The sequence below is a fragment of the Chitinophaga sp. SVR4-12A genome (genome assembly GCF_056754765.1).
This window is the reverse complement of record NZ_JBPGWP010000002.1, coordinates 388,870-413,347: the sequence shown is the minus strand read 5'-3', so window position 1 is coordinate 413,347 and position 24,478 is coordinate 388,870. Positions and strand designations below refer to the sequence as shown.

Below are 24,478 nucleotides of genomic sequence, written 5' to 3'. Positions count from 1 at the left end.
AAAATAGCAGACAAAACACTGTAAATTTCGGTAATCATTCCCGGGCTGTTTTTAACTTAAGTTAAAATCCAGCGGAAACTCGCTACCTTTCCATATGCTGCACCAAGAATTTGAGGCTCCTGAAGCGCTGCGGGATACTATAAAATGCTTTTGGTACAACCGGGGAGACTTCGGCGCACAAGATGCCGGTTTCCAGGTACTACCTGATGGCTATGCGGAAATTATTTTTCATTTCGGCAGCGGCTGTAGCGTTGTTCTTAATGGCAGCCTGCAGCCATTGCCCTCACCGTTTATGGTGGGGCTGCTCAATCAGCCCGTTGTTTTTCACACAAAAGACCGTTTAGAGATCATCGGCATCAGATGCTTTCCCTGGACCGTGTTCGATCTGCTCGGACTACCACCCGGTAAAGGCAGCGTGCATGTATTTGAGCACCCTATAGCCGGGCTTCAGCCCCTCCTGAGTAAGTGTATCCATACCGGTAAAATAGAGGAAGCCATCGCTGAAGTAAGGCAGTATTTTCTGCAAACACGATCACAGATCGCTGTTGACAGTATGCTATTCAAAGCGGGCGTTGCTATGAGCAAAGCCAGGGGAACCCTGCCGGTAAGCGAAGTAGCAACGGCAGCTCATGCGACTGTCCGTACATTGGAAAGGAACTTCAAACAATCTTCCGGCCATACCGTTAAAGATGTATCCAGCCTGATGCGCTTTGAGCAGGTACGCAACCAACTGGGCCTTTACCCCGAATCCAATATTGCAGGCTTAGCCCATGAGCTGGGCTACACGGATCAATCCCACCTAAGCAGGGAGTTCAAGCGCTACAGCGGCACTACCCCTGCCGCATTTGCCCGGAAAGCGAGGAAAGCAAAACAGGCGCTCAACAACGATTTTGTCGCGTTTGTACAAGCCTGATGCAGGAGCATTCCTGAATTTTGTGTTTCAATCATGCTATATGAATGCAACACAAGATCATCCTATTTACGATGTGATCATTTCAGGGGCCGGCCCTGTAGGTTTATTCCTTGCCTGTGAACTGGCCCTGGCTGGATGCTCCGTTCTCATACTGGAGAAGGCAGCAGATCCGCACTCGCCTTTAAAACAGCTTCCTTTCGGCATGCGGGGACTTTCTGCGCCGACTATTGAAGCGCTGTACCGTCGTGGCCTGCTCGATGAACTGACGCTACACAAACGCGTTAAAAACCCTCACAGCCATCCTAATGAGCAAGCGCCCTCAGCCCGTCGCCAGGTGGGGCACTTCGCCGGCATTCCATTTTATTCGGATAATATTGATACCTCGCGGTGGAAGTACCGCCTCCCGGGCTCCACCGACACCGTTCTACTATCTGAAATAGGCGAGCTGGAAATGGTGCTGAGCCGCCGCGCGGCAAACCTGGGCGTAACCATCAGGCGTGGGCTACCGCTTACTGGCTTTGATCAGACGGCAGCGGTGGTGAGCGTTCAGTCAGGCGACCAGTCTTTTACAGCTAAATGGCTGGTGGGCTGTGATGGCGCCCGCAGCGTTGTCCGCAAGGCGGGTGGTTTTGAATTCGCAGGTACGGAGCCCACATTTACGGGCTACTCTGCCAAAGTTGACATTGCCGACCCCGGGCAGCTCAAACCAGGCCGGAACGTGACGGCAACAGGCATGTATCTCCAATCGCAGCCGGATTACCTGATCATCCAGGATTTTGACGATGGTGCCTTTCACCAGGCAGAGCAACCTGTCACGCTTGAACACATGCAGGGGCTCATACGCCGCATCTCTGATACAGACGTTAGCATCACGGCCCTGCATGTTGCCACCACGTGGACTGACCGGGCGAGGCAGGCCACTACCTACCGCAAGGGACGAGTACTTTTAGCCGGCGATGCTGCTCACATTCATTCACCTTTGGGAGGCCAGGGCCTTAACCTCGGACTGGGCGATGCCATGAACCTGGGCTGGAAGCTTGCCGCCACCATCCAAAAGAAGGCGCCGGAAACTTTGCTGGACACTTATCATACTGAGCGGCACCCTATTGGTGCGCAAGTGCTTGACTGGTCACGTGCCCAGGTGGCCATCATGCAGCCAGACCCACATGCCCGCGCGCTGCATGCCATCATCCGTGACCTTATTGATACGCGTGATGGCGCCACCTATATTGCCGGACGGGTATGGGGTATTCAAACCCACTACGATCTTGGCGATGATCATCCGCTGCTGGGCCACAGTGTTCCCAACTTCGAGCTCGAAGACGGTAGCAGCATCGGTGACCTGATGCACGATGGCCAGGGGATCCTGCTTGATTTTGAGGGGAATGCTTCGCTGAAAGCTTTGGCGGATGAATATAGCGACCGGATGAAGTATGTTCCGGGGCGGGCGAAAGAACAATTAGGCTTAAACGCCGTACTGATACGCCCTGATGGCGTGATCGCCTGGCTTGCTGATAAAGCCCCGGATCAAGGCAAACTACAGCAAGCTGCCACCCGCTGGTTTGGCTCCGCGAATATCAGTGAGAAAGCTCGCGATTTTACGATATAGCGTGAGGAAGTCCTTTACAGAGAACAGGACAATGTCGCGCAGACCATGTTGTCTTAAATGCTTCGAAACCTTTTACTACGGCTCTTTTCAAGGGAATAAGCCGGTACCCTACCCTGCCCTTACAGCGCTTCCTTTTGTCCGGGCATACATTTTGGCCATACCTGGTATCCTGACCAGGTACATATTAGGCCTTAAGCGGCTATAATTATTAAACTCATTATTATGAAAAAGTTTGCACTCAGTTTTACAGTGTTACTCACGGCATTTGCATTCAGTACGAAAGCCCAGCACCAGGATCATGCTGGCAAGGAAGTAACCGTTTATCCTCCTAAAGTACTTTTCACAAAAGAGCTCCCCGCCAACCTTCAGAAAGAAGAAGCCCAGGTAGTACTGGTAAGATATGCACCAGGTGAAGTATCTAAAGCGCACAGACATCCAAGGGCAACTATTGGCTATGTATTGGAAGGCGAGATAGAATCTACTTTTGAAGGAGAGAAACACGTTTACAAGGCAGGAGATGTTTTCTGGGAAGAACCAGGCGGCCTGCATAACCAGACAAGAAATCTGAGCAAAACCAAGGAAGCTAAATTTGTGGTTTTCTTTGTGGGCGCTACGGGAAGCCCGGTTCTCATTCCGGAAACCGCTAAAAAGTAACATCATACAGGCAAGGCAGTCATTTGTAGTAGCAGCAATGCCTTGCCTGTATTTAAATCCATGATGGAAACCTTTCCTGATCAGGCATCCGGGATCTCCGGCTCTACCAGCTTTGCCAGCTTCTCCAGCGATTCCTGCCAGCCTAAATAACACATTTCGACAGGTATAACGGAAGGAATTCCTTCCTGTGTAATTTTTATTTCTGTACCTGCAATAGTCTTTCGCAGCGAGATGGTGGTGGTCATTTCTCCGGGCAGGTTGGGATTATCGAATTTATCCGTGTATTTCACCAGCTCATTAGGCTTGAGCTCCAGGTATGTTCCACCGAATGAATGGCTGTTACCGGTTGAAAAGTTCTGGAACGACATCTTATGAGTGCCGCCTACTTTTACATCCATTTCATGAACGGTGCAAAGGAACCCATAAGGAGGTAACCAGGAAGCGATCGCGGTGGCTTCCGTAAATGCCCTATATACTTTTTCCGGCGTTGTCTTAAGCATTCTGTGTAACGAAACAGTGTTGTTTGACATGAGATATATTTTTTGTGTACAGCAAAGATGCTAAGAAGATCGAATTTTGACAGAGGGCACATAAGACATTTAAAGGGTTATTTGCGACGTAGGCTTCCTCTTCATGATAACTTCAATTAATGTGGAGATCGTCTGTCAGCTCCTTAATGTTTTCCGCTACAAATTCCAGGTCATTTTTAAACTGATGGCCACCTTTTTCTATTACATGAACGCTTGCCTGTGGCAGCTTCCTGGCATACAAAGAGAGATGTTCAAACGGGGCCTCTTCATCATCCATGCTATGATACAGGAAGATAGGAATATGCTCCGGCAGCTTGCCGGGAAAATCGTGGTGTAATTTAAGGCCCTTTACCCAGTCTTCATCACCACTCCACCAGGGTGTTGCCAGCAGAAAAATCCCGCTTATCTTTTTCGTGATCGTTGTTTCCGACAGGTACTTCAACAGCAGTGAGGCGCCTAAGGAGTGAGCAACCAAAATAGGGTTTCCCTGCATATTATTAATTGCTTCGCCGATCTGGCGGGGCCATCCAAAATCTGAAACGCTTTCATCACTTTGCAGTTGCGGATAGCTTACTTCATAGCCGTTTCCGAGTGCAGCCGTTAATGAGGCTACCAGCTTTGCATCTGCTTCATAACCATTATCGCCTCCGCCTTGTATAAATAATACCTGCTTTTTCATAACAAAACCGTACAATAAACTAAATTTATTGCCGAAACAAATATCGTCATTTCCGTTATGAGTACAATATCTACTATGGCTGTCCCCCTGATCCTTATGCTGGAACACGATCCCGATGATCGTTCCATCACCAGTAAAGTGTTTGAGGAACAGCAGTACAAAGCGCGTCTTGAATTTGTTGGCGACAGCGAAACCCTGTTCTCCTACCTGGCGCACTGCAGTGAAACCGGCTCAGATTACCCGGCCCTGCTATTAATGAACCTGTATGCTACTCCCCGTGACGCCCGGCAAATATTGAAACAGCTGAAAGCCCATCCTGACTACATGCATATACCGGTGGTGATACTATCAGAGGCAGAAGACACTAAAATTGCCCGGGAATGCTACGCCCTGGGCGCCAGCTCGATTATTCAAAAGCCGGGCCCGCTAAATGAGATCACGAAAAAGATTGACAGATTTTTTAGGTACTGGTTCGAAACAGTGGTGTTATCATAGGCGATCAACATTATCTTTTCAGCTGCTTTGAATCACCACCGGTCCCAGCAAACCGGAAGGGATCAGCGGCATATCACTTTTAAACGCAATATTCGTGTGTGTAAGCCGCTCTTTCGGCGGCAATGCTGCATCACCGATCAGGCGGTTAGGCCAAAGGTTCACCACTTCTATTTCCAGCAGATTACTGCCAGGCTTTACAGCGGCTGATATATCAAGCCGCCAGGGCGCCGTCCACACAATACCCAGTGATCGCCCGTTCAGCCATACTTCTGCGATATGCTTGACCGTGCCCAGGTGCAGAAAAAGCTTTCTACCAGGCCTTACTACAGTATCCACATTAAATTGTTTGATATACTTTGCAGTGCCTGCATAGTATCTGATGCCCGGCTCGGGCCTTTGGGTCCAATCCTGTAAGGTAGCGAATACTACCTCAGCCGGCCCGCCCCAGGCGGGGTCAAACTTCACGGTCCAGGGGCCTTCCAGCTGCAGGATGTTTGCATACTGCGGATACCGGGTCGCTTCCTTATGGGCAGCAAGGTTACGGATGGCCGACTGCTCGGGGAATATTACGAAGAAGGACTGAAAGGGCTCGAATTCCATCGGTACAATAACCCTCTCTCCAGCGATAGAAAATATTGCTTTCCTGGTTGCGGTGGTGACGGGGTCCCATATTTCAGGTTGCCGGCCATTAACCCGGAACCTGGCATTCACTTCCGCTCTGTGGTTATTACGATTAGCCAGAAAATATATTTCCATTCCTGCTGCGGAGCGGTGAATGAAATCAATATCTGCACCGTTGCCATCGTGGTCAAAATCAGGCGCAATGCCGTCTTCCTGCAGGATCTCCCGCAGCGGTTTGTTCCAGTAAACCCTTCCCTTGCCAAAATGATGCTGCAGCACCTGTTCTCCATCGCAATTTCCCCATACCTCTGCTGCAATGCTTTTTACTTGTTCATCACAGGCTGGGTAGTTTTTCAATCCTGGATCCTGCAGCGGTTTAGGCCCGGCTACTGTAGCCCCTGCTTCCACCAGGTCCCTGATCCTGCGGATGATCTCTGCGGGCATACGGATGGTATCCGGCAATACGAGTATACGATAATGCATTCCATCGGGTAATACCAGGAGCCCGTTCTTTACAGCTACTCTTTCCATCAACACCTCTGCATTGCACACATCATAGTCATATCCCTTTCCCAGAGAGGGGTCTGTATGTTTAGGCGCGACAATATTAGGCGCCCAGTCTCCATTGTAATACAGCACATCTGCTACAAATCTTCCCTTTTGAAGGAGATACTGGCAGCGGCCAATATAGTCCAGAAAAGGGCCGCACTTGCTCCACCAGGTAACATTGGGATTAAAGTGAGTACCGGCCCCGTACTCATAACCGGGCTTACCATCTTCGGGACGTGTAGCCGTAGAAGTATGGATGACGAGGCGGTTGATGCCTTCACAAAAGGCGCGGTCAGTAGCTTGTTTCAAAGAGCCCGGATAATCCGTCCAGTGGCGGAAGGAGGTAAAAGCTTCTGCTGAAGCAGTTTTCTTTCCATAGATATGGGCGGCAGATGCCGTCATTTTAGTTACTTTGTTCTGCCCATCTTCCAGGCGGGAAACGCCGTAAGACAAATGCTCATCCAGACCACCTTCTTCATCGTGTTTCAGGCCAAGCCAGAATTCACCCATGGGCATATCGCTGCGGCCCAGATTTTTCAGTCCATCCATACACATGGTGCCGGAACGGCTGGGACCTGCAGCTTCATTCTGTACCAGCAGGCCATGCTGGTGACATAATTCAGCAAAGCGTTTGTAATGACCGTCTGCCATACAGTCCGCCACCGTCTTACGGTAGTCATGCAGAAAACGGTCAGACACCTCCGCGCTGGTGATAATATACCCTGCGAGCACCGGTAAGAAGGGTTGTGCGTCATAACCACGATATTTCCGGAACCGGCTAAGGATCTCTTCCGTCCAGTTAGGAAAACCATCCTCGAAGCTGTCGTCACAAAAATACTTCAGTGTATTTTGTTCCTGCGGGCCGGCATCCTGCAGCAACACTTTGCCAAGATGTTCAAACTGCAGATCAACGCCCTCGCTGCTAAGCCATCCAACAGAAAGGCCGTCTGCTTCAGGGGGAGCAATCATCAGCCGTGACCCGGTCATCCGGTGGCCGGTGCGTACAATTGTCCATTCGCCCGGCGGCACTTCCCAATCAAGCTGACCGTCCGGCGTCATCTTCGTTGTAAGGTCTATTATATCCGTAAAAGCGATGGGCGCGTCCTCCCCGTTATTTTGCCAGGGTGTTAGCACTGGCTGCATCAGGTCTTTAACGCGGATAAAGTTGCTGGCATCCTTGCGGTTGGTCTTTGCAGGGAAGAGCTTTGCCCGTTCTCCTGTCAGCTTTGCGCCTGGCCTGTTTCCGCCCGGGAAAGCAACAACGGCTGTATCCCGGTAATCAAGCTTTTCCAGGGGCAGGTCTATGTATTCCTTATAACCGGGTGGATTGAACACGTGGTCATATCCTGCGCGGTTACCTGGGAGTGGCAGGGCGCCGGAAAACTTTCGTGGCCCTGTTACCGTTATCTCCGATTGCAGCATCCAACGACCGGCGTAGCGTGGTGGGATCCAGGGCCCACCCATTGCCCAGCCGGCGCACAGGTTAACGCCTACTTCAATATTCAGTCGCTTTGCCTCCTTAATAGCATGCCGGTAGAGCTCACGCCATTCTTCCGAAAGAAACTTCGCGCCAGACGGCATTGCAGCTCCGCCAAGACCGCTGGCTGAATTTACCAGCAACACGCCGCCCAGGCCTTTTGCCCGGAATTCTTCCAGGTCACGGGTAATGCCCTCCCTGTTAACCAGGCCGTTGAACCACCACCAGTAGCAGCGGGGCTTTACAGGATCAGGGGGATGTATGAAAAGCTTCCTGGTATCGTCGTAAGGAATATTCGCAAATGCATTGCCGCTGCGCAGGAATGCCAACAGGCCGCCTGCACGTACCAGGCTTAATGAGGTAAGGGAGCCGAACTTTATAAATTTCCTCCGGTGTATCTTCATAAACGTGGTTTACCTTTTAAATAGGTGTCCTAAAATAAAATATTATTAAATAAAATTGAAGACACTTTTTAAGATAAGTTTAATTTTCTATAACGAAAATAAACCACGTATAAATCATTTGCCCTGGTACTTAAAAAACACCAGGGCAAATGATTGTATTAATTTACCACCAGGCCCGCGCTCAGGTTTAAAATTGTTCCTGTTAGAGATTTTCCTTCGTCTGATGCGGCAAACACTGCGGCTACCGCTAAATCATGGATAGAAGTCAGCCGCTTCGTGTGCGTTCTGCTTTCCATACCAGCATGAAATTGCTTGTAATCAATACCATGAGCTTTGGCATGCAGGCCATACACCTCGTCAATCAATGGCGTATCCGGCATGGCAGAAGTTAGAATACATACAGAACGAACCCCGTACGGGCCGCATTCAGCGGAGATCGTCCGGCTTAACGCTTCTATTGCAGACCAGGTAGCAGGCATGCCTCCCATAAAAGGCACGCTGATACGGCTCGGACTAGGGGTATTCATTAATATGACGCCCTGTCTTTGTTGTATCATTCTCTTTGCAGCGGCTTTGGCTGTGATAAAATGCGACTGCGAATAATAGGTAATCGGGCGGAGATAATTTTCGAGTGAAAGCTCGGTAAAAGCAGTACCCTGATGACCTGTTTGTGGCAAGCCGATCGCATTGAATGAAATATCAATTTTGCCTGCTTTATCTACTACCTCGCCCAGATGTTTCTCCACCTGTGCTTCATCAAGGGCGTCTACTATTTTTGCTTCAACTATGCCCCCATCTGCTAAAATTTCTTTCGCTATAGCGTCAAGCTTTGATGACGATCTACCTGCTACATACACCTGGGCGCCTTCTTTTGCGAATTCTTTTGCCACCGTGCTCCCTACTCCCCCATCTCCATAAATAACTGCCACCTTGTTCTTTAATCTGTCCATTTCCTGTTTTGCTTAATCATTTAAAAAAAGAGGCAAAAGACGCTTCGCTTAAAATTTCCTTCGCCATCGCTTCAAGTTTAGTATAAGTAGTCCTGTATAAAAAGACAGCCATACTGACCCGCTTCACCCCGCAATCAGCCAATGCGGATATGGAGGCCGCTTTGGCAAAGCCCACCACATTTACCGGCAGTGTTGTTGACGAGACAATTTGCCGGATCACTTCAGTATCCTGCACACCAGTTACAAATAGGCCATCGGCGCCCGCTTGCTGGTAGCGTTGAGCTCTACTTATCGTGGTTTCCAGTGGCGATGGCAATTTTTGCAAAAAGACATCCGTTCGTGCATTGATAAATAGCTGCTGGTTGGTTTTAAGCAGGTAATTTTTGATGCTGTACAATTTCTTTAAATAAATGTCTTCTCCCTGTGCATCTTCCAGGTTTATACCCACTACCCCACTGTCAACGAGCTGCTGGATATGTTCATTCAGCACATCCGGATTATCGGTATACCCTCTTTCAAAATCTACTGATAATGGTATGGATATGCTGGATCTGATACGCTTAACGATATACAACAGCTCAGCGAAGGGTATGTGCTCCCCGTCTTTGTACCCAAGCGAATCAGCAATAGCGCCACTGGAGGTAGCTACCGCTTCAAAACCGCTGCTTTCTGCTATCTGCGCGCTTTTGGCGTTCCATACGTTGGCAAGTAACAAGGGTGTAGATCGGTGGTGGAGCTGCCGGAAATTTTCATAATCGGTCATTGTTACTTAGATTAGATTAAATTAACTACGCGATGTATTCAACTTATCAATTGCTGCGCTCTTAACAAATCAGCATTTATTCCATCCTCTCCTTTAGGTGTCGGCTGGCCCTGACCTGTAGAAATGAAAGCATACAGGCTTCCTCTTATGTAAGTGCTCCAGGCTACATTACACACTTCATAGCACTCATATTCGGGAACGAGGCCTTTGTGAGTGAATTTTACTTTCGTTTTGCCCCCTTCATTTGAAATATCGAAAACGAGGCGGGTGTTTATCCATTCAGTTTTATCTTTTGAAAAAACACTGAAATGATTATCCAGTACTTGATAAACAAGCCGTTGGTCCGGAACAAGTTCAATAAGCTGAAGCTTACACAAATGAATGTCTTTATACTTATATAAAAAGACCTCATGGAGCTTGTCTGTGCTGCCTTCTATATCTTCCGACCACCAGGCCCGGAAGTTGCTAATCGCTTTGAACACTTCCGGTGGCGTTTGATCAACTAAAATGGTTGTTGTGAAATCTTGGTTTTGCATATGTTTATTCCTTTGTTGGTCTACAAAACTAAAGTCTATAGTTGTAGCCAAGAGGGTGTGCGCTAGACTTTTGAGCGTGTTGATTTGGACAAATGACGAAAGGCTACACAAGGTAGCCTTTCGTATACAAGCTTATAACAGATTTCTACCAGGGGCTGATCCCCGTTTCAGGAGCATTGTCATCACTAAAGAACTGCCCTGTTGGTCCGTCGGGGCCTAAGACGGCAGCTTTCACTACCCTGGCGGCGGCATCCTGCACGGTGCCTGGCCCGCTGTGCCCGTTAAAATCCGTGGCAGTATAGCCGGGATCAACAACGTTTACCTTGAAGGAGGTGTTGCGCAGGTCATAGGCCAGCACGGTGGTATAAGCGTTAAGAGCAGCTTTAGACGAAACATAAGCAGCAGGCTTAACTACATAATATTTCCACGCAGGATCATTTTGCAGGGTGAGCGAGCCCAGCCCGGAAGTTACGTTAACGATCCTTGGCTGCGACGATTGGCGGAGCAGGTCTATAAATGCCTGTGTTACGGCTATAACGCCAAAGAAATTGGTTTCAAATACCTGTTTAAACGTACTGTTGTCTGTTTCCAATGGCGACTGCTGCATACCGCCCAGGATGCCGGCATTATTGATCAGCACGTCCAGCGCCTGGGTCTTGCGCCCAAGGGCCTCACGGGCGGCTTTAACGGATGCCAGATCGTCAACATTGATCTCTATAGGCGCTACATTGTTAAAGCCCTCTGATTGCAGCTGGCTGACCGCCTGCTGCCCATTTTGTATGTTCCGGCAGCCCAGGTATACATAATAACCCTGCTGTAATAATTGCCTGGCTGTTTCGAAGCCGATGCTCCTGTTTGCTCCTGTAATAAGTACTGTTTTCATATCCGATTATTTAACAGTACAAAGCTACTTGGCATCATAGGCCCGGCTGGAACACATTCAATGGTATTAATGGTACATTTTACGGATACTGGCCCGGTATTCGGCTGGGGTTATACCGGTTTCACGTTTAAAGAAGCGATTGAAATAGGAGGCCTCCGCAAAACCGAGATCAAAGGCAATTTCTTTTAACGGATGATGGGTATGGAAGAGCAGGCGCCGCGCTTCCAGGATGATGCGGTCATGAATATGCTTAATGGCCGGCTTGCCGCTTTTGGCTTTCACTACTTCGCTTAAATGGCCGGGAGAAATATGGAGCAGCGAAGCATAGTCACCCACTTCCCTCAGTTCGCGGAAACGCTCATTGACCTTCTCCTGGAAATGCTTCAGCAGCAACTTATCTGCTGAAGTATCCTCATTCTTAAATTGGGCTGTATACAGGCGGCTCAAATACGTAAGCAACACTGTCAGGTAAGCGGTCAGCATGCGCTGCTGCCATTCGCCCGGGTGTTGATACTCCGCATTGACCTTTGCCAGGATATCCTCTACAAAGCTGACATCAGCGGCAGTAAGCAGCAATTCATGGCGATTCAAAGGATTTTGAATAAGCGGCAGCTTGCTCAATGAGGCATTTTCCTGGAACGCCAGGAATTCCGGTGTAAAGGCAATACCGGTACTCCATAGCTGTTCAAACTCTTCTTTTACGATAATGTGATTGGGCCCGGTAAAGTAGATCGTGTTGTCCTGCAATATGTATGGGGTCATATCTATCCACTGACGGGTACGTGCCCGCCTGACGAAAACGACCAGGTAGTGGTCTTTCCGGTGAGGCACCAGCAGGTCTGCATGTTCAGGCAGATTACCTTTAAAATTATACACTCTCAAGTACGGATTGGCGGTTACCTCGTCGGGTATCAGGCGGTAAACCGGTACTTGTTTATTGTGATCGAGTATAAGCATTGTGCGGAACAATCATGCAAAGTTACAAGCAATTTTCTTTATTTTAGATACCACCTTTAAACGACAACAAATGAGCAACAGCGTACAATACATCAACCCTGAGGGGCTTTTCAAAAACCCGGCATTCACGCAAGTGGTAACTACACAAGGTAAAGGAAAGACCATTTATGTTGGCGGACAAGACGCCGTAAATGCCCGGGGAGAAATAGTTGGCAAAGGCGATATTGGCGAACAGACAGAACAGGTGATGAAGAACCTGCAAACCGCCCTTGCAGCTTGTGGAGCAACCTTTGACAACCTTGTAAAGTTATCCATCTACATTGTCCAGGGGCAGGATCTATCCCGCGGGTTTCAGGCGTCTCAAAAGTATGTAGGCAATCTGAAGAACCCTCCCGCCATTTCCGGCTTCTTTGTTGCGGCCCTTGCAAATCCTGCTTATTTAATAGAAATAGAAGCGATCGCATTTGTTCCGGAAGAATAGCGTGCTCAGGGAAACGCTATTGCATATGACAACAGCTGATCCTTCAGCAGCACATACAATACCCCGGCATCGGCATAATATGATAATACCTTTCGCTTGTCTACCGGAACGTAAAAGCTCCCGGCGTAGCTTCCATTTTCTATACGATAAGCATCCAGCACCGGGTGCTGTCTGAATGCATCTTCATCTTCGTTATCTGCCCGCAGGTCAGATTCGATGAAGAGCAGCTGGTCATCAGCAAAGGCGCGCTTATTTACTTTTGTACGGGGCGCGGAAGCATAGAGCTTCTTCACTTCTCCGGCGCCTCTGCTTGTAACCCGGATACCACTGCTAAAAACGGTATCAATCGTATGCTGCCTGTAGCGTAGACCTACATTACTATCCATACAGTAAATACCATTCTCAAAATAAGGTATATAAAACAGGCGGTCCCTTTTTGTATTACTGCATAAGATCCCATCACTGGAAAAACCTGCATCTGCCTTTTCAGACAAAAGATCAGACTGCTGCCGCACACCATTTCGGATATTGATACACATGAATACAGGTTTAAAAGTGCCTTGCACAAACGCCCGAATCACCGCTGTAGAATCTGACAACTGCAGTGACTTCAGGAAGGGCCCCTCCGATAGCTGCACGGTATCGAATGCTCCTGAACGCCAACCTTTCGAAAACAATTTAGCACTGTTATATTCGTGGATATAGATATGATCTTCATCTGCAAAAAAACTCAGGGGAGGTTTGAGTTGCCTGTTCACATTCAAGTCTACCGTATCCATGATACGCAGCTGGTTGTCTAATCTGTATACCTGCCGGTGTGAAGCTTCGGATAAATAAAGATGTTCTTTCCAGCCGAATAAGCGTTCAGCAGCAAGTGGCAATTGATATGATAGCTGCTGCCGGACCTTTATCCCGGGCCATTGCCTGTTAAAACCATTCTTTCGGTCGCCAGGCACACCCGATACCGCTACCAGCACAAGCAAACAAGCCAGTGCAGCGATTACCGTGCAACTGATCAGCAATAATGTTCGTCTCATAATTGTGTATTGATATAAAACCGGGCAGCACCTCACTGCCCGGCCTCTTTGCGTTGTATTGCCATTACAGATCTGTCAGGAACACTTCTGAAACGTAGGTCTTCCCGCCGGACTGAAATGTAGTTGCGCAACAGAAATATGCATTACCACTACAGTTACCAGCGCTATTAGGATCTGCAACACTTTTTACTGAGTTGCCAAATGACAGGATGAGGTTACCGCCATAGGTAGCTGTGCGGTCTGAGGGCAGCCCCGGAATAACAACCGTGCGGTAGCAGGTCTCCTCTGTCTTTTTTATAATAGTGCCCGCATTAGTAGAAACGGTAAGCCCGATAGCGGCGAGGGCTACCAGTGCTGCAAAACTGAATTTGATCTTTTTCATGTGTGTGCTTTTATGATTTAAAAATAATAACAGCCACAAGCGGCTGCCTCCGCTGATCCAGGAGCGGAGGAACCTGTTTTATTGATCAATAAAAGACTTAAGACAATGAAATAATCCGCCTGCTCAGCCGGGCCTGGCGGTCTTGCAGTATGATGGCGATCGCTGTGAGCAGGGTTAGCACAAAATTGACTACCAGGTGTTGTTCCCAGCTTAGCAGCTCAATGATCCCTCCGCAACTGCAGGGTAGATCATGAGCATCATGCAGCATGATATATACATAGCCGGTGAACAGGGTCATTAAAAATAAGGATGCGTATAAGCCTGTCAGGCGTGATCGTTTAAAGGTCAGCAATGCAGCAATCAGCAGCTCCGTTACCGGGATCATTGCTATTGCCAGTGAGGGCATATGTTGCAGGAAGGGAGAACGGCCTACTTCAAAACTGAATTTATCATAGTGGATCAGCTTATTGAGGCCTGTATAAATCCAAAGTAATAGCAATACGGCGGTGATTGCTTCAATGGTTAAATTGAAAGCTCGGGTTTTCATATAAAAATATTCAACGTAGAATAAAAATAGCTGGGCGCTTAAGTGTTTTGATGACGTGTTACTTCTTTCAATACTTACTTGATAAAAATAGTAAAAGCGGATGAGAATTACAATACTTTTTTAGGAGTGGAATAAACCCTATTCATCCAATTAAATGTTACTATCTTTAGTAGGCCATTTTCCTTCAAATTACTACAACAACATTATGGGAAATCATACGATCACGCTGGCGCCTATGTTATATCTCAAAGACCTGGCTGCCGCGATTGAGTTTTACAGAAATGCATTTGATGCCGTTGAAGCGTGGCACGTCAGTAATCCGGACGGTAGTATACACGTAGCAGAGATGACCATCGGCACTGCTTTGTTCCGTATGCATGAAGAAACCGGCAAGGAAAATAATTTCAGCCCGGATACTGTCAGCGGCACTACCGTTGTCTTAGGTTTATTGGTTCCTGATCCGGATGCTGTTGCGGCAAAAGCGGAAGCTGCTGGTGGCACTATATTAAGCCCGGTAAAGGATTATGAATACGGTTATCGCCAGGGCATGGTAAAAGACCCGTTCGGGCATCACTGGCAAATTGAAAAGACACCTGCAGGGCCGCCATTGGGAGCAATATAAAAAGGGAATAAGTTTTATTCCGCTTTTAAACTTTTGACAGGATTGGCAATGGCCGTTTTTATTGCCTGAGAGCTTACGGTGATCAAAGCTATCAATAAAGCAGTGAGGCCTGCCAAAACAAATACCCACCATTTTATCGTTGTTCTATATGCATAGCCTTGCAGCCAATTATACATAAACCACCAAGCCAGGGGAAAAGCGATGAAGCAGGATACAATGACCAATTGCAGGAACTCAGTTGCCAGCAAGCCAGCCGCCCTTATAACAGAAGCGCCCAGCACCCTGCGTATGCCGATTTCTTTAGTCCGGCGATCTGCGGTGTAGGCAGCCAGGCCAAATAAGCCGAGGCAGGAAATAAAAATAGTTAATATCGAAAACACACCCGACAGCCTGCCGATCAATTTTTCCATTGAAAATAAGGCATCGAAATCCTTATCCGCAAATCTATACTCAAACGGAATACCCGGGTTCACTGATGTCATCACAGCTGCTGTTTGGGCCAGGGCCTGCGACAGATTCACATTAGATTTAAAACGCAGCGCCATTACTGTTGGCGAGTACCTGCCACAAATTAAAACAAGCGGGGCGCCTTTACCGTATACATCATTATAGATAAAATCCTTCACTACACCCACAATGGTGAGCTTGTATTCGCCAGTGGTGATGACGCTACCGGCTTTCCCTTCTTTACCCATTAGGCTTGCCATGCTTTCGTTAATCACCACACTATTGCTGTCCGCATTTCCGGGGTAAAAATCTCTGCCGGAAATGATCTTCATGTGCATGGTTGAAATATACTCCGGGCTCACCACATTTGAATAAACGGATGGTTTGCTGTCCGCGGCCTTTCCCTGCCAGCTAAACCCGCTACTATAACTATATACATGCAAGGCATCATGCAAACTTGTCGCTGCATTCTTTATATAACCTGTTGCAATAAGCTTGTCTCTTATGAGGCTGAAATGATCTTTCATGTTTCCCTGCAAGTCCATATAGATCAAATTGTTCTTACTATAGCCCAGGTCTCTTTCCCTCACATATTGTACCTGCAGATAAACAATGATCGTCGATATGATCAGTATGACGGATGCACTGAACTGAACTATCACGAGCCCTTTGCGTATAAAGCTCACTCCACCGGGGCTCTTTAGTCTTATTCCTTTCAATACCTTTACCGGGTTAAATGAGGATAGATAAAACGCCGGATAGCTGCCGGCGATCAAGCCTGCTACCATCCCAATAGCTAACAGGCAAACAATATGAAGCGGACTCAATAAATTGACGGACAATTGTTTTTGAACAAGCTCATTGTAAAATGGCATCAGTACAAACAGCAGTACAACCGCCAGCATCACGGCAATAAATGATATGAACAGCGACTCGCTGATAAACTTCCCTATCAATCCGCTTTTACCTGCTCCAATTACTTTAAGTACGCCTATTTCTTTAGCACGTTGCTCAGATCTTGCAGTGGCCAGGTTCATAAAATTGATACATGCAATCAATAATATGATAACCGCAATTGTGAAAAAGATCCTTACATATTTTATGTTACCTCCTTCCGGCACGCCATTTACAAATTTGCTACGCAGATGCCAGTCGTTCATACTGAACAAAAAACATTGGCTTGTTGAACCGCTTACCTTAGTGCTTAAGTAATTAAGCAGCTTTTCATTTATCACCGCCGGGCTGGCTTTGGGCGACAGCTCAATGATAGTTTCCGTAAGGTTATTGCCCCATGGCTTTAACCAGGGGTTTGCCTTCTCCCATGTTTCGTATGGCGAAAGCCATTGAAACTTGTAACTGCAATTGGCAGGCAGGTCGCGGAAAACGCCTGTAACCGTATAAGCTCCATCTACGCTATAGGCCGCTTTGGCGTCCATTGTCAATGTTTTACCAAGCGGGTTGGTATCGCCAAAGATCTTTTTGGACATGGTTTCGCTGATCACCACAGAGCGTTCGTCATTCAGCGCTGTAACCGCGTTGCCATAAATAAAGCGCAATGAATACATAGAAAGAATGGAAGGATCGGCATACATTCCCATTTCCTTGATGGAGTTATCACCCAGTACAACCAGTTCTTCCATGGGCCAGCTAAGGCGGCCACTATTAACAATACCAGGTATTTCAGCCTTCAAGGCTGCGGCCAGCGGGCCGGGTGTAGAGCCGCTGGTAGAGATCCCTGCATCACTTTTTTGATTTTGCATAACATGATACAGGTAATTATGTTTGTCGAAATTGCTGTTGAAGGTAACTTCATCTTCCACCCAGAGCAATATCAGCGAGGCGCAGGTAATGCCGATAGTCAGTCCAAATATGTTTAACAAGCTATACGTCCTGCTCTTCCACAGGGTACGTAATACGATCTTAAAGTAGTTCTTTAACATATTTTAGCTATTGATGAACGGATGTAGAAGGCGCTCAATGGCCATGCCAATTGCAAAAACGGCTATGAACGAGGGATCCCGGAAAAAGGGCACTGAAAAGTGTGCGAAAATGAACGGTTCTCTGTTCACCGGTGAACAGCCATAAAAAAAGGTTACACAGTCCCTCACCGGTCTTGTGTAACCTTTTTCTATGCAAATACAAATTATGCCCGGCTACCTGCCTGTTCAATCCTTGTTAACTGCGCCAGGGTATATGCCCCGATCGCCATAACCAGGTCGCGGACAGCTACATCAAAGTAATTTCCACCGACTATTAACTGCAATGCGATGCAGATCAGCCAGGCCATCACAATATAGGCCCCGATCAGTGGCCTTACAAGCACAATAATGCCTGCTACGATCTCAATAATGCCTACTATTTTCATAAAGACGAGGGGATCAAAGGGGATCATTCCCTTATTATTGCCCAGGTAGTCTACCCAATTGGTGAGCAGATTGGTAAATTTGTCTAAACCGGCCACTATGGGCACAATACCGAATGTCAGCCTTAATGTGTTCTGGATCTGTTTGATGCTCGACATGATAAATCTTTTTGTTACATACATTAGAGCAATTTTATGGTAAATGGTTACAAATGTGCCGGCTCTTTTATTTTTCTCGATTTTTAGCGGAATTTGTAACCTTTGAGGAACTATTTCATCTAATTAACATGACTGATGAGGAACTTATCACGAGGATCCTGGCCGGCGAAAAACGCTTATTTGAACTGCTTATCCGCAAATATAACCAGCGTTTGTACCGCATAGGCATGTCCATACTGGAAAATGAAGCGGAGGCGGAAGATGCCATGCAGATAGCCTATATCAATGCCTATGAGCATTTGTCAGGCTTTGAGCAACGATCCAGCTTTGGCACCTGGCTGACCAGGATCATGCTGAACCAGTGCTATGAGCAGAAACGGAAGAGCAAGCAGGTGCTTGTCAATTTTGAACCTGATAATTTTGTAACTATGAATACAGCGGTAAATGAACTGGCTAATAAGGAACTGAGTGGCGTTCTGCAGCAGGCTGTTGCAAAATTGCCGGAAAAGTACCGTCTTGTTTTCGTCTTGCGGGAAATGGAGGATCTGTCTGTCCGTGAAACTTCCGCGGCCTTAAATATCGAGGAGTCCAACGTTAAAGTGCGCCTGAACAGGGCCAAGACCATGCTGCGCGAGCACCTGAACACTTACATGAAAGATTACGTTTACAGCTTCCATCTTACGAAGTGTGACCGGATCGTAAATAATGTGATGAATCGCCTGGGAATAGCTCCGTGAATTTAATGATTGCTATTTTAACTCTGCCCTGATCCTGCTTAAACTCACCTGCGTCATGCCAAGGTAAGATGCGATATGGCCCAGCTGCACTCTTTGCAATAATTCAGGGTCGGTAGCGATCAGTTCCTTGTAGCGTTCCATGGCGGTTCTGCATTGCCTGAAAATAAGCCGTTCTTCTACTCTTATCAGTTCCTGCTCGGCAAATTTCCGTCCCCAGTTGGCGATGTGAATATCTTCTTCGAAGAGCCTGCGCAGGTTGCCGGTTTGCATTTCGTAGAGCTCACAAGGCTCGAGCAGCTGGATATTTTCATATCCTTTTTTATCGTGCACGTAACTGTTCATGGAAATAACGGTGTCGCCTTCCTTGCCGAACCAGAAAGTTACCTCGCTATCCGCTGTCTCCGCATAGGCACGTACCATGCCTTTTCGAATGAAATAAATGTTTGAGCTGACCTTATTCACTTTGAACAGGAGGTGGCCGCGGTCATAGGTTGTTTCGGAAATATGGGCTTTCAGCAGGTCTTTCGATGGCTGCGGCAGCACGTATACATTGTCTAATATAGCATCAATGTCCATGAGCTGTTTGTTTATCTGGCTCCGCCGGGCAGCCGCTGAGGCGTTGTGGTAGGCCCTTCCACGATGAGTGTCCCGTCTTCCAGGATCTTCATGCGGTCGATAAATACGACGCGCTGATCTCCTGTGGCTGAAGTGCGGGCATGATATACGCAGAACATCTCTTTGCCGTCTGGTGAATAAGTAATGCTGTTGTGCCCTGTACCGGTCACTACCCCGCCCTTCTCCACATTCTTTTGCAGTACGGGATTATTGGCTGCCTTGGTAAATGGCCCCAGCGGACTTTTTGAAGTAGCGTAGCCCACCGCATAGTTCCTGCCGCCGAAGTAGTTAGCGGAGTACATGATGTAGTAAGTATTCCCTTTTTTGAAGGCAACAGAACCTTCTGTCCAGCGGCGGTTCACCTCTTTAGAGGTCACTGAGCGGCTTTCCCATTCTGCCTGCTTATCACCCATTTTAACCGGCGGACGCAATAAAAGTACCGGCTCACCGATCGTACCACTGAAATCCGGTTTTAGTTCAACACCGTATACCCAACTTTCTTCAATGGACTGAAACCATCCTTTCTTTTTTGCCCAGTCGGCAATTTCGCTTTCCACTGCATGTTTGTAACAACAGCGGGAGTAATAAAGGTAGGCTTTACCATCTTCTGTAAACAATACATTGGCATCAATGATGGGGTAGCCGGGATCGAAAACAGGTTTGTTGCTGATATCGGTAAAGGGCCCGGTGGGTTTATCTGCAACAGCCACTCCTACACGGAAATTCTCCAGGTCTTTATTGGGATTTTCTTTCCATTGCGCACTATAGAACATATAGAATTTACCATTGTGCTGGTACACTTCAGGCGCCCAATAGGCCCCGTTCCATGCGGCAGTAGAATCACTCCAGCCATTCTCATTACTGGCGTAGTACACCTGGCCCTCGCTTTTCCAATGTACAAGATCAGTTGAGGAATAGGCGGCAAAGCCATTCCTGGCGCCACCGGTTCCGTACATATAATATTTGTCGCCTTTTACATGCAGTACATATGGATCACCAAATTCAACCGCTAATGGGTTCTGATAGGTGTCGCCGGCAGGCCGGGCAGCCTGGGCCATCAGCTCCGTAGCATTGGCCGCCAGTAGCAGCAGGGAACATCCAAGCAAAGTATTTACTATCCGCTTCATTACTAATATTTTAAAAACACGAGCGCTTTGACGGATAAATTTATAATAAATTTTGGAGGATGCTATGAAATTGGCAGTTATAATCTTACCGCTGCAATCAGGCTGGCCAGTACTGTCAAGCCGATCAACAGGTAATAGACCTTCCGGGAATATGGTTTATCTGCATACATGCCATTGATCACCACAATAGCGAGGAAGATGGCCATCTTAGGCACTATTTTAAAATAGTTGACATGCGGATACCTGAATAGTACAAGCCCTATCCCGGTCAGGAAGATAATAATTCCGAGTACCAGGCCTGTTTTGTCGCGAGGCCCCTCGCCTCTCCGGGGCCATAGCATCGCGAGCGTAAAAAGGTAGCCCAGGAAAGCACTGAAATGAATGAGCAACATGGTGTTAAATACCAGCATAATCTTGATTTTGAAACAAAACTAAGATCGCTCGTCTGCCCATTCATTCACCTGGGTTAATAAATGTAAAGGCGGCTTAATGTGAGGACAAGGCCGCCGGTGTCACCATCCGGATCTGTAAACGCTCGCACCAGCCCTGGAAATCACGGTGGATCTGCTGCAGGATCTGTTTCTGCTCCGGCGTCAGCTCCAGTGCATGTGCACGGCTAATGGTACGGATGGGAATACCGCGCAGCTGAAGGAAATATTTCGCGCTCAGCGGATAAGCAACATGAATGAGCGGATCTACCCTTTGCAATTCAGATTGGATCCAGCGTACATCTTCCTGGCGGCTTTCATCATTCACATGGTTACAGAGCCATACCAGGATCTCAGGGTAGAAATTCCCGGAAATGGAAGACATGCCCGCCGCGCCCATCTGCATGGAAGCTACTGCGTTGGGCGTATGCGCATCATAGAATTCCAGCCGGCTCCCCGTAGTAACGGCGAGCTTGGCCCGTACCTGTTCCACATTGCAGGAGGTATCCTTGTGGTAGATCAGCCGGTTGGTGGCCAGCAGCGTTTTCAATATCTCCGGTGTGATGATCCGTTTATAGGGCGCCGGACATTCATAGAGCCCCAAAGGGATGTCGCCCGTCAGGGAGAACAGCTCATCAAAACGCTGCAACAGGGTGCTGTCCGGCTCGTCTATATTGGCAAAATGCCCTGTGATCATGATCACGGAATTTACCCCGGTATCGTAGATCTTTTGCGTGAACAAGGCTTTATCTTTTATGGTAAGGCCGAAGGAACCGGTTGCTACCACCGGTACACGACCATTTACATAGCGTACTACATGCCGGGTAAGCTCCAGGCGTTCGTCTTCACTGATGCTGTACATTTCGGAAGACAAACAATTGGCAAAAAAACCTTTTACACCGGCGTCGAGGTAAAAATCTATCAGTTGTTCCGTCATCTCGGGATCGATCTGCGCTTTCAGGTTAAAAGGGGTGATCATCACCGGTACAAATTTCTTTTCCATAAGAAACGATTTTTATAATCAGGAAGTTTTAAGCCGTTGCACACGCGTGAGCAGCATACCTGCCAGGAATATTGTCAAAGTGCCTACTACTATCACCATATTCGCATGCAGATGGCTGCGTAAATGCTCCCACTCCGGCGGCAGGTACTTTGATAAAGACATCCAGACAATGATCAGGATGCCGATGATGGTGGCTGTTACTGCTGCTGCATTTTTGATCTCAGATACCATGCCCAGGAGGAACAATCCAAGCATGCCTCCGGCGAAGATGCCGGACAGCTCCCACCATATATCCAGGATGCTGCCAACACCTATCATGGAGATACCTACGCCTATGGCCAGAATACCTACCAGTGTGGAGGCAACATACAACACTCTCATTTCTCGCCCAGGGGTAACGCCTGGATTGATATAACGCTGGTAAATGTCTTTCAGGAAAACGGTAGCCGTACTATTCATACCGCTGCTGACCGTGCTCATAGCGGCCGATAGAATAGCGGCAACAGTCAGTCCCATCAACCCGGACGGCACTTTGTTCACCATAAACCAGGGCAAAACCTTATCACCATAATCGGACGGCTGCAGTGATGACATTGGCACATGGCGCTCTGCCGCTGCCTGCTGCTTCACTGCCAGCAATACCTCGGGGTGTTGCTGTGCATAAGCGTACAATGAAGTGCCAATGAAAAAGAACACCAGGCTCACGGGTACATACCAGTATACGCACAACCAGATACTGCGGGAAGCTTCCTTCTCCGATCTGGCGGTATGGTAACGCTGTACGTAGTTCTGGTCCATGCCGAAATTATTCAGGTTAATAAAGAACCCGTACAACAATACCACCCAGAAAGTGGAATGGCTAAAATCACTGAGGCTGAAGCTGCCCGGAGAAAATTTTCCGTCGGCTATACCAATGCGGAAAATATCTCCCACGCCCTTATTCATCCCGGTAATCACCAGGCAGAGGATCATCACGGCTCCTGCAGTTTTCACGATGCCCTGCAACACCTCGGTCCAGATCACTGCTTCCATGCCACCCAATACAGTGTATACAATGATGCAGATCCCCGTCACCCAGATAATGGTACGCATTTCCAGCCCGGTGAGCGCCTGCAAGGCCAGCGCCGCCCCAAAGAAGATGGAGCCCATCCGCGCCAGCTGCATCAGGATAAAGCACACCGTAGCATATGTTCTGGCCCAGGGGCCAAAGCGATGCTCCAGGTGTGTATAGGCGCTTACCGCCCCGCTCCTGCGGTAAAACGGCACAAAATATTTTGCTGCAATAAATGCTGCCAGCGGCATAGACAAGCTGAAAACAAAGGCATTCCAGTTGCTGCCGAAAGCCTTTCCCGGCACTCCCAGGAAAGTATTACTGCTTAGAAAAGTAGCATATAAAGAAAGCCCCAATGCCCAGCCGGGAATGGTTCCGGATGCGGTAGTGAACTGCGCCGCGCTTTTATTCTTCCGCGAAAACCGTACCCCGATGAGGATCATTCCCAACAAATAGATGGCTATTACAGCCAGATCAATTAAAGGCAATTGCTGCATATCAGTGCTTACATTTTCATACGTGGTCTGTTGCGAAGGTTGCCAATTTTTACGGATGAAACAATGTTTTCAATTATTAAAAGAATGGCTTAAATTACTGTGCGATGAATCAACTGTCTGTCAGCGCTCCCATCACCAGGATCTTACCGGACCACCTGAAACGAAAGCTGGAAAAGCATCCGCTTGGAAGAAACCTTTTCATAACGGCGATAGGGCTCTACCCGGAGCATGTCGCAAAAGAGATCAGCGAGCCGCAGGGTGCGCCGGTATATACCCTGATATATGTGGCGCAGGGAAAGGGATGGCTGGAAACAGGCAGAAAAAAAAGCAAAGTGCACCCCAGTCAGTACCTGGTGATCCGGAAGAACACTCGCTTCCGCTGCTTCCCTGACCCGGCAGCGCCCTGGCGTATTTACACCGTACAGTTTTCCGGCAAGCTGGCGGATGAGATCTTCAGCTACCTGGGCAATGGCAGCAAACCGCGTAGCACACCGCCGCTGGTGGGCCGTAATGCGCAGTTTGACGACATTTTGCATCATCTTGACCTGATGAATAATATTGAAAACCTGCTGTACGCCAATTTCCGCTTCTATAGCTTCCTGGGTACTTTCCGGCTCACTGTTTTCAATTACATGAAAAAAGGGACTGATAATATTATAGAGCAATGCATTCAGCTGATGAAACAAAAGCTGGATCAGCAGCTAACCCTGGCGGATCTGTCGGAACAAATGCACTTATCCGCGTCTTACCTGTCTGCCTTGTTCAAGGAGAAAACCCGGTACTCTCCTATCCAGCTGTTTACCTCTCTGCGCATGCAGAAAGCCAGCCAGCTGCTGAAGGAGACGAAGCTTACCGTAAAAGAGATTGCTGTCGAAATGGGCTACCCGGATCCTTATACTTTCTCCAGGTCTTTTAAGCTGGTGATGGGCGTATCACCGAAAAAATTCAGGGATAAATTGTAAT

Annotated in this window: 26 protein-coding genes; 8 read left to right on the top strand and 18 right to left on the bottom strand. The window is 48.0% G+C overall.

Translation table 11 applies throughout. The features are described 5' to 3' along the window. Nucleotides 1-94: 94 nt before the first annotated feature. The 3 genes from ACR9Y8_RS28050 to ACR9Y8_RS28040 all read left to right on the top strand — a co-directional run bounded on the left by ACR9Y8_RS28050 (nucleotide 95) and on the right by ACR9Y8_RS28040 (nucleotide 3,176). Nucleotides 95-913 (top strand): helix-turn-helix domain-containing protein, encoded by an 819-nt coding sequence (locus ACR9Y8_RS28050; RefSeq protein WP_481216613.1) that lies wholly within the window; start codon nucleotides 95-97, stop codon nucleotides 911-913. Nucleotides 914-953: 40 nt separating this feature from the next. Next, on the top strand, nucleotides 954-2,522 hold the full coding sequence (locus ACR9Y8_RS28045; RefSeq protein WP_481216612.1) for an FAD-dependent monooxygenase: 1,569 nt from the start codon (nucleotides 954-956) through the stop codon (nucleotides 2,520-2,522). Between the two features lie 222 nt (nucleotides 2,523-2,744). Then, entirely contained in the window at nucleotides 2,745-3,176 is a 432-nt protein-coding gene (locus ACR9Y8_RS28040; RefSeq protein ID WP_481216611.1) for a cupin domain-containing protein, read from the top strand. Nucleotides 3,177-3,256: 80 nt separating this feature from the next. Here ACR9Y8_RS28040 and ACR9Y8_RS28035 read toward each other — a convergent pair whose 3' ends face one another. Next, a complete protein-coding gene (locus tag ACR9Y8_RS28035) occupies nucleotides 3,257-3,706 on the bottom strand; it encodes an SRPBCC family protein (protein WP_481216610.1) in 450 nt (149 codons plus the stop codon). A 112-nt stretch (nucleotides 3,707-3,818) separates the two neighbouring features. After that, nucleotides 3,819-4,385, bottom strand: coding sequence for an alpha/beta hydrolase (locus tag ACR9Y8_RS28030; protein WP_481216609.1), 567 nt, complete (start codon nucleotides 4,383-4,385; stop codon nucleotides 3,819-3,821). A 57-nt stretch (nucleotides 4,386-4,442) separates the two neighbouring features. On the opposite strand from ACR9Y8_RS28030, the gene ACR9Y8_RS28025 reads away from it, so the two are divergent. After that, the gene (locus ACR9Y8_RS28025; protein ID WP_481216608.1) at nucleotides 4,443-4,880 is read left to right on the top strand and encodes a response regulator; all 438 of its coding nucleotides are present in this window, start codon (nucleotides 4,443-4,445) and stop codon (nucleotides 4,878-4,880) included. Nucleotides 4,881-4,898: 18 nt separating this feature from the next. On the opposite strand, the gene ACR9Y8_RS28020 is transcribed toward ACR9Y8_RS28025, so the two are convergent. From ACR9Y8_RS28020 to ACR9Y8_RS27995, 6 genes are all read right to left on the bottom strand, one after another. Then, complete coding sequence (locus ACR9Y8_RS28020; RefSeq protein WP_481216607.1) at nucleotides 4,899-7,931, bottom strand: glycosyl hydrolase; 3,033 nt, start codon at nucleotides 7,929-7,931, stop codon at nucleotides 4,899-4,901. A 158-nt stretch (nucleotides 7,932-8,089) separates the two neighbouring features. Next, on the bottom strand, nucleotides 8,090-8,881 hold the full coding sequence (locus ACR9Y8_RS28015; RefSeq protein ID WP_481216606.1) for an SDR family NAD(P)-dependent oxidoreductase: 792 nt from the start codon (nucleotides 8,879-8,881) through the stop codon (nucleotides 8,090-8,092). 16 nt (nucleotides 8,882-8,897) lie between these two features. Beyond that, nucleotides 8,898-9,644 carry an isocitrate lyase/PEP mutase family protein gene (locus ACR9Y8_RS28010; protein WP_481216605.1) on the bottom strand — a complete coding sequence of 249 codons (747 nt, stop codon included), beginning with the start codon at nucleotides 9,642-9,644 and terminating at the stop codon, nucleotides 8,898-8,900. A 38-nt stretch (nucleotides 9,645-9,682) separates the two neighbouring features. Next, nucleotides 9,683-10,180, bottom strand: coding sequence for an SRPBCC family protein (locus tag ACR9Y8_RS28005; protein WP_481216604.1), 498 nt, complete (start codon nucleotides 10,178-10,180; stop codon nucleotides 9,683-9,685). Between the two features lie 145 nt (nucleotides 10,181-10,325). Next, nucleotides 10,326-11,063, bottom strand: coding sequence for an SDR family oxidoreductase (locus ACR9Y8_RS28000; protein WP_481216603.1), 738 nt, complete (start codon nucleotides 11,061-11,063; stop codon nucleotides 10,326-10,328). Between the two features lie 66 nt (nucleotides 11,064-11,129). Further along, the gene (locus ACR9Y8_RS27995) at nucleotides 11,130-12,020 is read right to left on the bottom strand and encodes an AraC family transcriptional regulator (protein WP_481216602.1); all 891 of its coding nucleotides are present in this window, start codon (nucleotides 12,018-12,020) and stop codon (nucleotides 11,130-11,132) included. 70 nt (nucleotides 12,021-12,090) lie between these two features. Here ACR9Y8_RS27995 and ACR9Y8_RS27990 point away from each other — a divergent pair, with 70 nt between their 5' ends. Continuing rightward, on the top strand, nucleotides 12,091-12,501 hold the full coding sequence (locus ACR9Y8_RS27990; RefSeq protein ID WP_481216601.1) for a RidA family protein: 411 nt from the start codon (nucleotides 12,091-12,093) through the stop codon (nucleotides 12,499-12,501). Nucleotides 12,502-12,506: 5 nt separating this feature from the next. Here ACR9Y8_RS27990 and ACR9Y8_RS27985 read toward each other — a convergent pair whose 3' ends face one another. The 3 genes from ACR9Y8_RS27985 to ACR9Y8_RS27975 form a co-directional block, all read right to left on the bottom strand. After that, nucleotides 12,507-13,538, bottom strand: coding sequence for a hypothetical protein (locus tag ACR9Y8_RS27985; RefSeq protein WP_481216600.1), 1,032 nt, complete (start codon nucleotides 13,536-13,538; stop codon nucleotides 12,507-12,509). A 64-nt stretch (nucleotides 13,539-13,602) separates the two neighbouring features. After that, entirely contained in the window at nucleotides 13,603-13,920 is a 318-nt protein-coding gene (locus ACR9Y8_RS27980; RefSeq protein WP_481216599.1) for a hypothetical protein, read from the bottom strand. Nucleotides 13,921-14,017: 97 nt separating this feature from the next. Next, nucleotides 14,018-14,467 carry a MauE/DoxX family redox-associated membrane protein gene (locus ACR9Y8_RS27975; protein WP_481216598.1) on the bottom strand — a complete coding sequence of 150 codons (450 nt, stop codon included), beginning with the start codon at nucleotides 14,465-14,467 and terminating at the stop codon, nucleotides 14,018-14,020. Nucleotides 14,468-14,672: 205 nt separating this feature from the next. Here ACR9Y8_RS27975 and ACR9Y8_RS27970 point away from each other — a divergent pair, with 205 nt between their 5' ends. Further along, nucleotides 14,673-15,089: a VOC family protein gene (locus ACR9Y8_RS27970; RefSeq protein ID WP_481216597.1), complete on the top strand. Its 417-nt coding sequence runs from the start codon at nucleotides 14,673-14,675 to the stop codon at nucleotides 15,087-15,089. Between the two features lie 14 nt (nucleotides 15,090-15,103). Here ACR9Y8_RS27970 and ACR9Y8_RS27965 read toward each other — a convergent pair whose 3' ends face one another. Together ACR9Y8_RS27965 and ACR9Y8_RS27960 are read right to left on the bottom strand one after the other, a co-directional pair. Then, nucleotides 15,104-17,476, bottom strand: coding sequence for an ABC transporter permease (locus ACR9Y8_RS27965; RefSeq protein WP_481216596.1), 2,373 nt, complete (start codon nucleotides 17,474-17,476; stop codon nucleotides 15,104-15,106). Between the two features lie 203 nt (nucleotides 17,477-17,679). Then, nucleotides 17,680-18,057 carry a hypothetical protein gene (locus ACR9Y8_RS27960; RefSeq protein ID WP_481216595.1) on the bottom strand — a complete coding sequence of 126 codons (378 nt, stop codon included), beginning with the start codon at nucleotides 18,055-18,057 and terminating at the stop codon, nucleotides 17,680-17,682. A 128-nt stretch (nucleotides 18,058-18,185) separates the two neighbouring features. Here ACR9Y8_RS27960 and ACR9Y8_RS27955 point away from each other — a divergent pair, with 128 nt between their 5' ends. Then, nucleotides 18,186-18,794 (top strand): sigma-70 family RNA polymerase sigma factor, encoded by a 609-nt coding sequence (locus ACR9Y8_RS27955; RefSeq protein ID WP_481216594.1) that lies wholly within the window; start codon nucleotides 18,186-18,188, stop codon nucleotides 18,792-18,794. A 12-nt stretch (nucleotides 18,795-18,806) separates the two neighbouring features. Here the strand turns inward: ACR9Y8_RS27955 and ACR9Y8_RS27950 are convergent, their stop codons facing one another. The 5 genes from ACR9Y8_RS27950 to ACR9Y8_RS27930 form a co-directional block, all read right to left on the bottom strand. Next, complete coding sequence (locus ACR9Y8_RS27950; RefSeq protein WP_481216593.1) at nucleotides 18,807-19,370, bottom strand: Crp/Fnr family transcriptional regulator; 564 nt, start codon at nucleotides 19,368-19,370, stop codon at nucleotides 18,807-18,809. A gap of 11 nt (nucleotides 19,371-19,381) precedes the next feature. Further along, nucleotides 19,382-20,536, bottom strand: a complete 1,155-nt coding sequence (locus ACR9Y8_RS27945; protein ID WP_481216592.1) for a glycoside hydrolase family 43 protein — start codon at nucleotides 20,534-20,536, stop codon at nucleotides 19,382-19,384. 77 nt (nucleotides 20,537-20,613) lie between these two features. Further along, nucleotides 20,614-20,946: a hypothetical protein gene (locus tag ACR9Y8_RS27940; protein ID WP_481216591.1), complete on the bottom strand. Its 333-nt coding sequence runs from the start codon at nucleotides 20,944-20,946 to the stop codon at nucleotides 20,614-20,616. A 76-nt stretch (nucleotides 20,947-21,022) separates the two neighbouring features. Then, on the bottom strand, nucleotides 21,023-21,967 hold the full coding sequence (locus ACR9Y8_RS27935) for a dihydrodipicolinate synthase family protein (protein WP_481216590.1): 945 nt from the start codon (nucleotides 21,965-21,967) through the stop codon (nucleotides 21,023-21,025). Nucleotides 21,968-21,985: 18 nt separating this feature from the next. Continuing rightward, on the bottom strand, nucleotides 21,986-23,515 hold the full coding sequence (locus tag ACR9Y8_RS27930; RefSeq protein WP_481216589.1) for a sodium:solute symporter family protein: 1,530 nt from the start codon (nucleotides 23,513-23,515) through the stop codon (nucleotides 21,986-21,988). A gap of 104 nt (nucleotides 23,516-23,619) precedes the next feature. Here ACR9Y8_RS27930 and ACR9Y8_RS27925 point away from each other — a divergent pair, with 104 nt between their 5' ends. Then, nucleotides 23,620-24,477, top strand: a complete 858-nt coding sequence (locus ACR9Y8_RS27925) for an AraC family transcriptional regulator (RefSeq protein WP_481216588.1) — start codon at nucleotides 23,620-23,622, stop codon at nucleotides 24,475-24,477. Nucleotide 24,478 lies beyond the last annotated feature (1 nt).

Excerpts from the sequence above, each read along its gene's own strand:
- ACR9Y8_RS27980 (WP_481216599.1), bottom strand. The coding sequence starts at position 13,920 with ATGAAAAAGATCAAATTCAGTTTTGCAGCACTGGTAGCCCTCGCCGCT.
- ACR9Y8_RS28010 (WP_481216605.1), bottom strand. The coding sequence starts at position 9,644 with ATGACCGATTATGAAAATTTCCGGCAGCTCCACCACCGATCTACACCC.
- ACR9Y8_RS28005 (WP_481216604.1), bottom strand. The coding sequence starts at position 10,180 with ATGCAAAACCAAGATTTCACAACAACCATTTTAGTTGATCAAACGCCA.
- ACR9Y8_RS27940 (WP_481216591.1), bottom strand. The coding sequence starts at position 20,946 with ATGCTGGTATTTAACACCATGTTGCTCATTCATTTCAGTGCTTTCCTG.
- ACR9Y8_RS27965 (WP_481216596.1), bottom strand. The coding sequence starts at position 17,476 with ATGTTAAAGAACTACTTTAAGATCGTATTACGTACCCTGTGGAAGAGC.
- ACR9Y8_RS28020 (WP_481216607.1), bottom strand. The coding sequence starts at position 7,931 with ATGAAGATACACCGGAGGAAATTTATAAAGTTCGGCTCCCTTACCTCA.
- ACR9Y8_RS27945 (WP_481216592.1), bottom strand. The coding sequence starts at position 20,536 with ATGAAGCGGATAGTAAATACTTTGCTTGGATGTTCCCTGCTGCTACTG.
- ACR9Y8_RS28000 (WP_481216603.1), bottom strand. The coding sequence starts at position 11,063 with ATGAAAACAGTACTTATTACAGGAGCAAACAGGAGCATCGGCTTCGAA.
- ACR9Y8_RS28050 (WP_481216613.1), top strand. The coding sequence starts at position 95 with ATGCTGCACCAAGAATTTGAGGCTCCTGAAGCGCTGCGGGATACTATA.
- ACR9Y8_RS28045 (WP_481216612.1), top strand. The coding sequence starts at position 954 with ATGAATGCAACACAAGATCATCCTATTTACGATGTGATCATTTCAGGG.
- ACR9Y8_RS27955 (WP_481216594.1), top strand. The coding sequence starts at position 18,186 with ATGACTGATGAGGAACTTATCACGAGGATCCTGGCCGGCGAAAAACGC.
- ACR9Y8_RS27990 (WP_481216601.1), top strand. The coding sequence starts at position 12,091 with ATGAGCAACAGCGTACAATACATCAACCCTGAGGGGCTTTTCAAAAAC.
- ACR9Y8_RS28035 (WP_481216610.1), bottom strand. The coding sequence starts at position 3,706 with ATGTCAAACAACACTGTTTCGTTACACAGAATGCTTAAGACAACGCCG.
- ACR9Y8_RS27925 (WP_481216588.1), top strand. The coding sequence starts at position 23,620 with ATGAATCAACTGTCTGTCAGCGCTCCCATCACCAGGATCTTACCGGAC.
- ACR9Y8_RS27975 (WP_481216598.1), bottom strand. The coding sequence starts at position 14,467 with ATGAAAACCCGAGCTTTCAATTTAACCATTGAAGCAATCACCGCCGTA.
- ACR9Y8_RS28015 (WP_481216606.1), bottom strand. The coding sequence starts at position 8,881 with ATGGACAGATTAAAGAACAAGGTGGCAGTTATTTATGGAGATGGGGGA.
- ACR9Y8_RS27930 (WP_481216589.1), bottom strand. The coding sequence starts at position 23,515 with ATGCAGCAATTGCCTTTAATTGATCTGGCTGTAATAGCCATCTATTTG.
- ACR9Y8_RS27960 (WP_481216595.1), bottom strand. The coding sequence starts at position 18,057 with ATGTCGAGCATCAAACAGATCCAGAACACATTAAGGCTGACATTCGGT.
- ACR9Y8_RS27950 (WP_481216593.1), bottom strand. The coding sequence starts at position 19,370 with ATGGACATTGATGCTATATTAGACAATGTATACGTGCTGCCGCAGCCA.
- ACR9Y8_RS27985 (WP_481216600.1), bottom strand. The coding sequence starts at position 13,538 with ATGAGACGAACATTATTGCTGATCAGTTGCACGGTAATCGCTGCACTG.
- ACR9Y8_RS28025 (WP_481216608.1), top strand. The coding sequence starts at position 4,443 with ATGAGTACAATATCTACTATGGCTGTCCCCCTGATCCTTATGCTGGAA.
- ACR9Y8_RS28030 (WP_481216609.1), bottom strand. The coding sequence starts at position 4,385 with ATGAAAAAGCAGGTATTATTTATACAAGGCGGAGGCGATAATGGTTAT.
- ACR9Y8_RS28040 (WP_481216611.1), top strand. The coding sequence starts at position 2,745 with ATGAAAAAGTTTGCACTCAGTTTTACAGTGTTACTCACGGCATTTGCA.
- ACR9Y8_RS27970 (WP_481216597.1), top strand. The coding sequence starts at position 14,673 with ATGGGAAATCATACGATCACGCTGGCGCCTATGTTATATCTCAAAGAC.
- ACR9Y8_RS27935 (WP_481216590.1), bottom strand. The coding sequence starts at position 21,967 with ATGGAAAAGAAATTTGTACCGGTGATGATCACCCCTTTTAACCTGAAA.
- ACR9Y8_RS27995 (WP_481216602.1), bottom strand. The coding sequence starts at position 12,020 with ATGCTTATACTCGATCACAATAAACAAGTACCGGTTTACCGCCTGATA.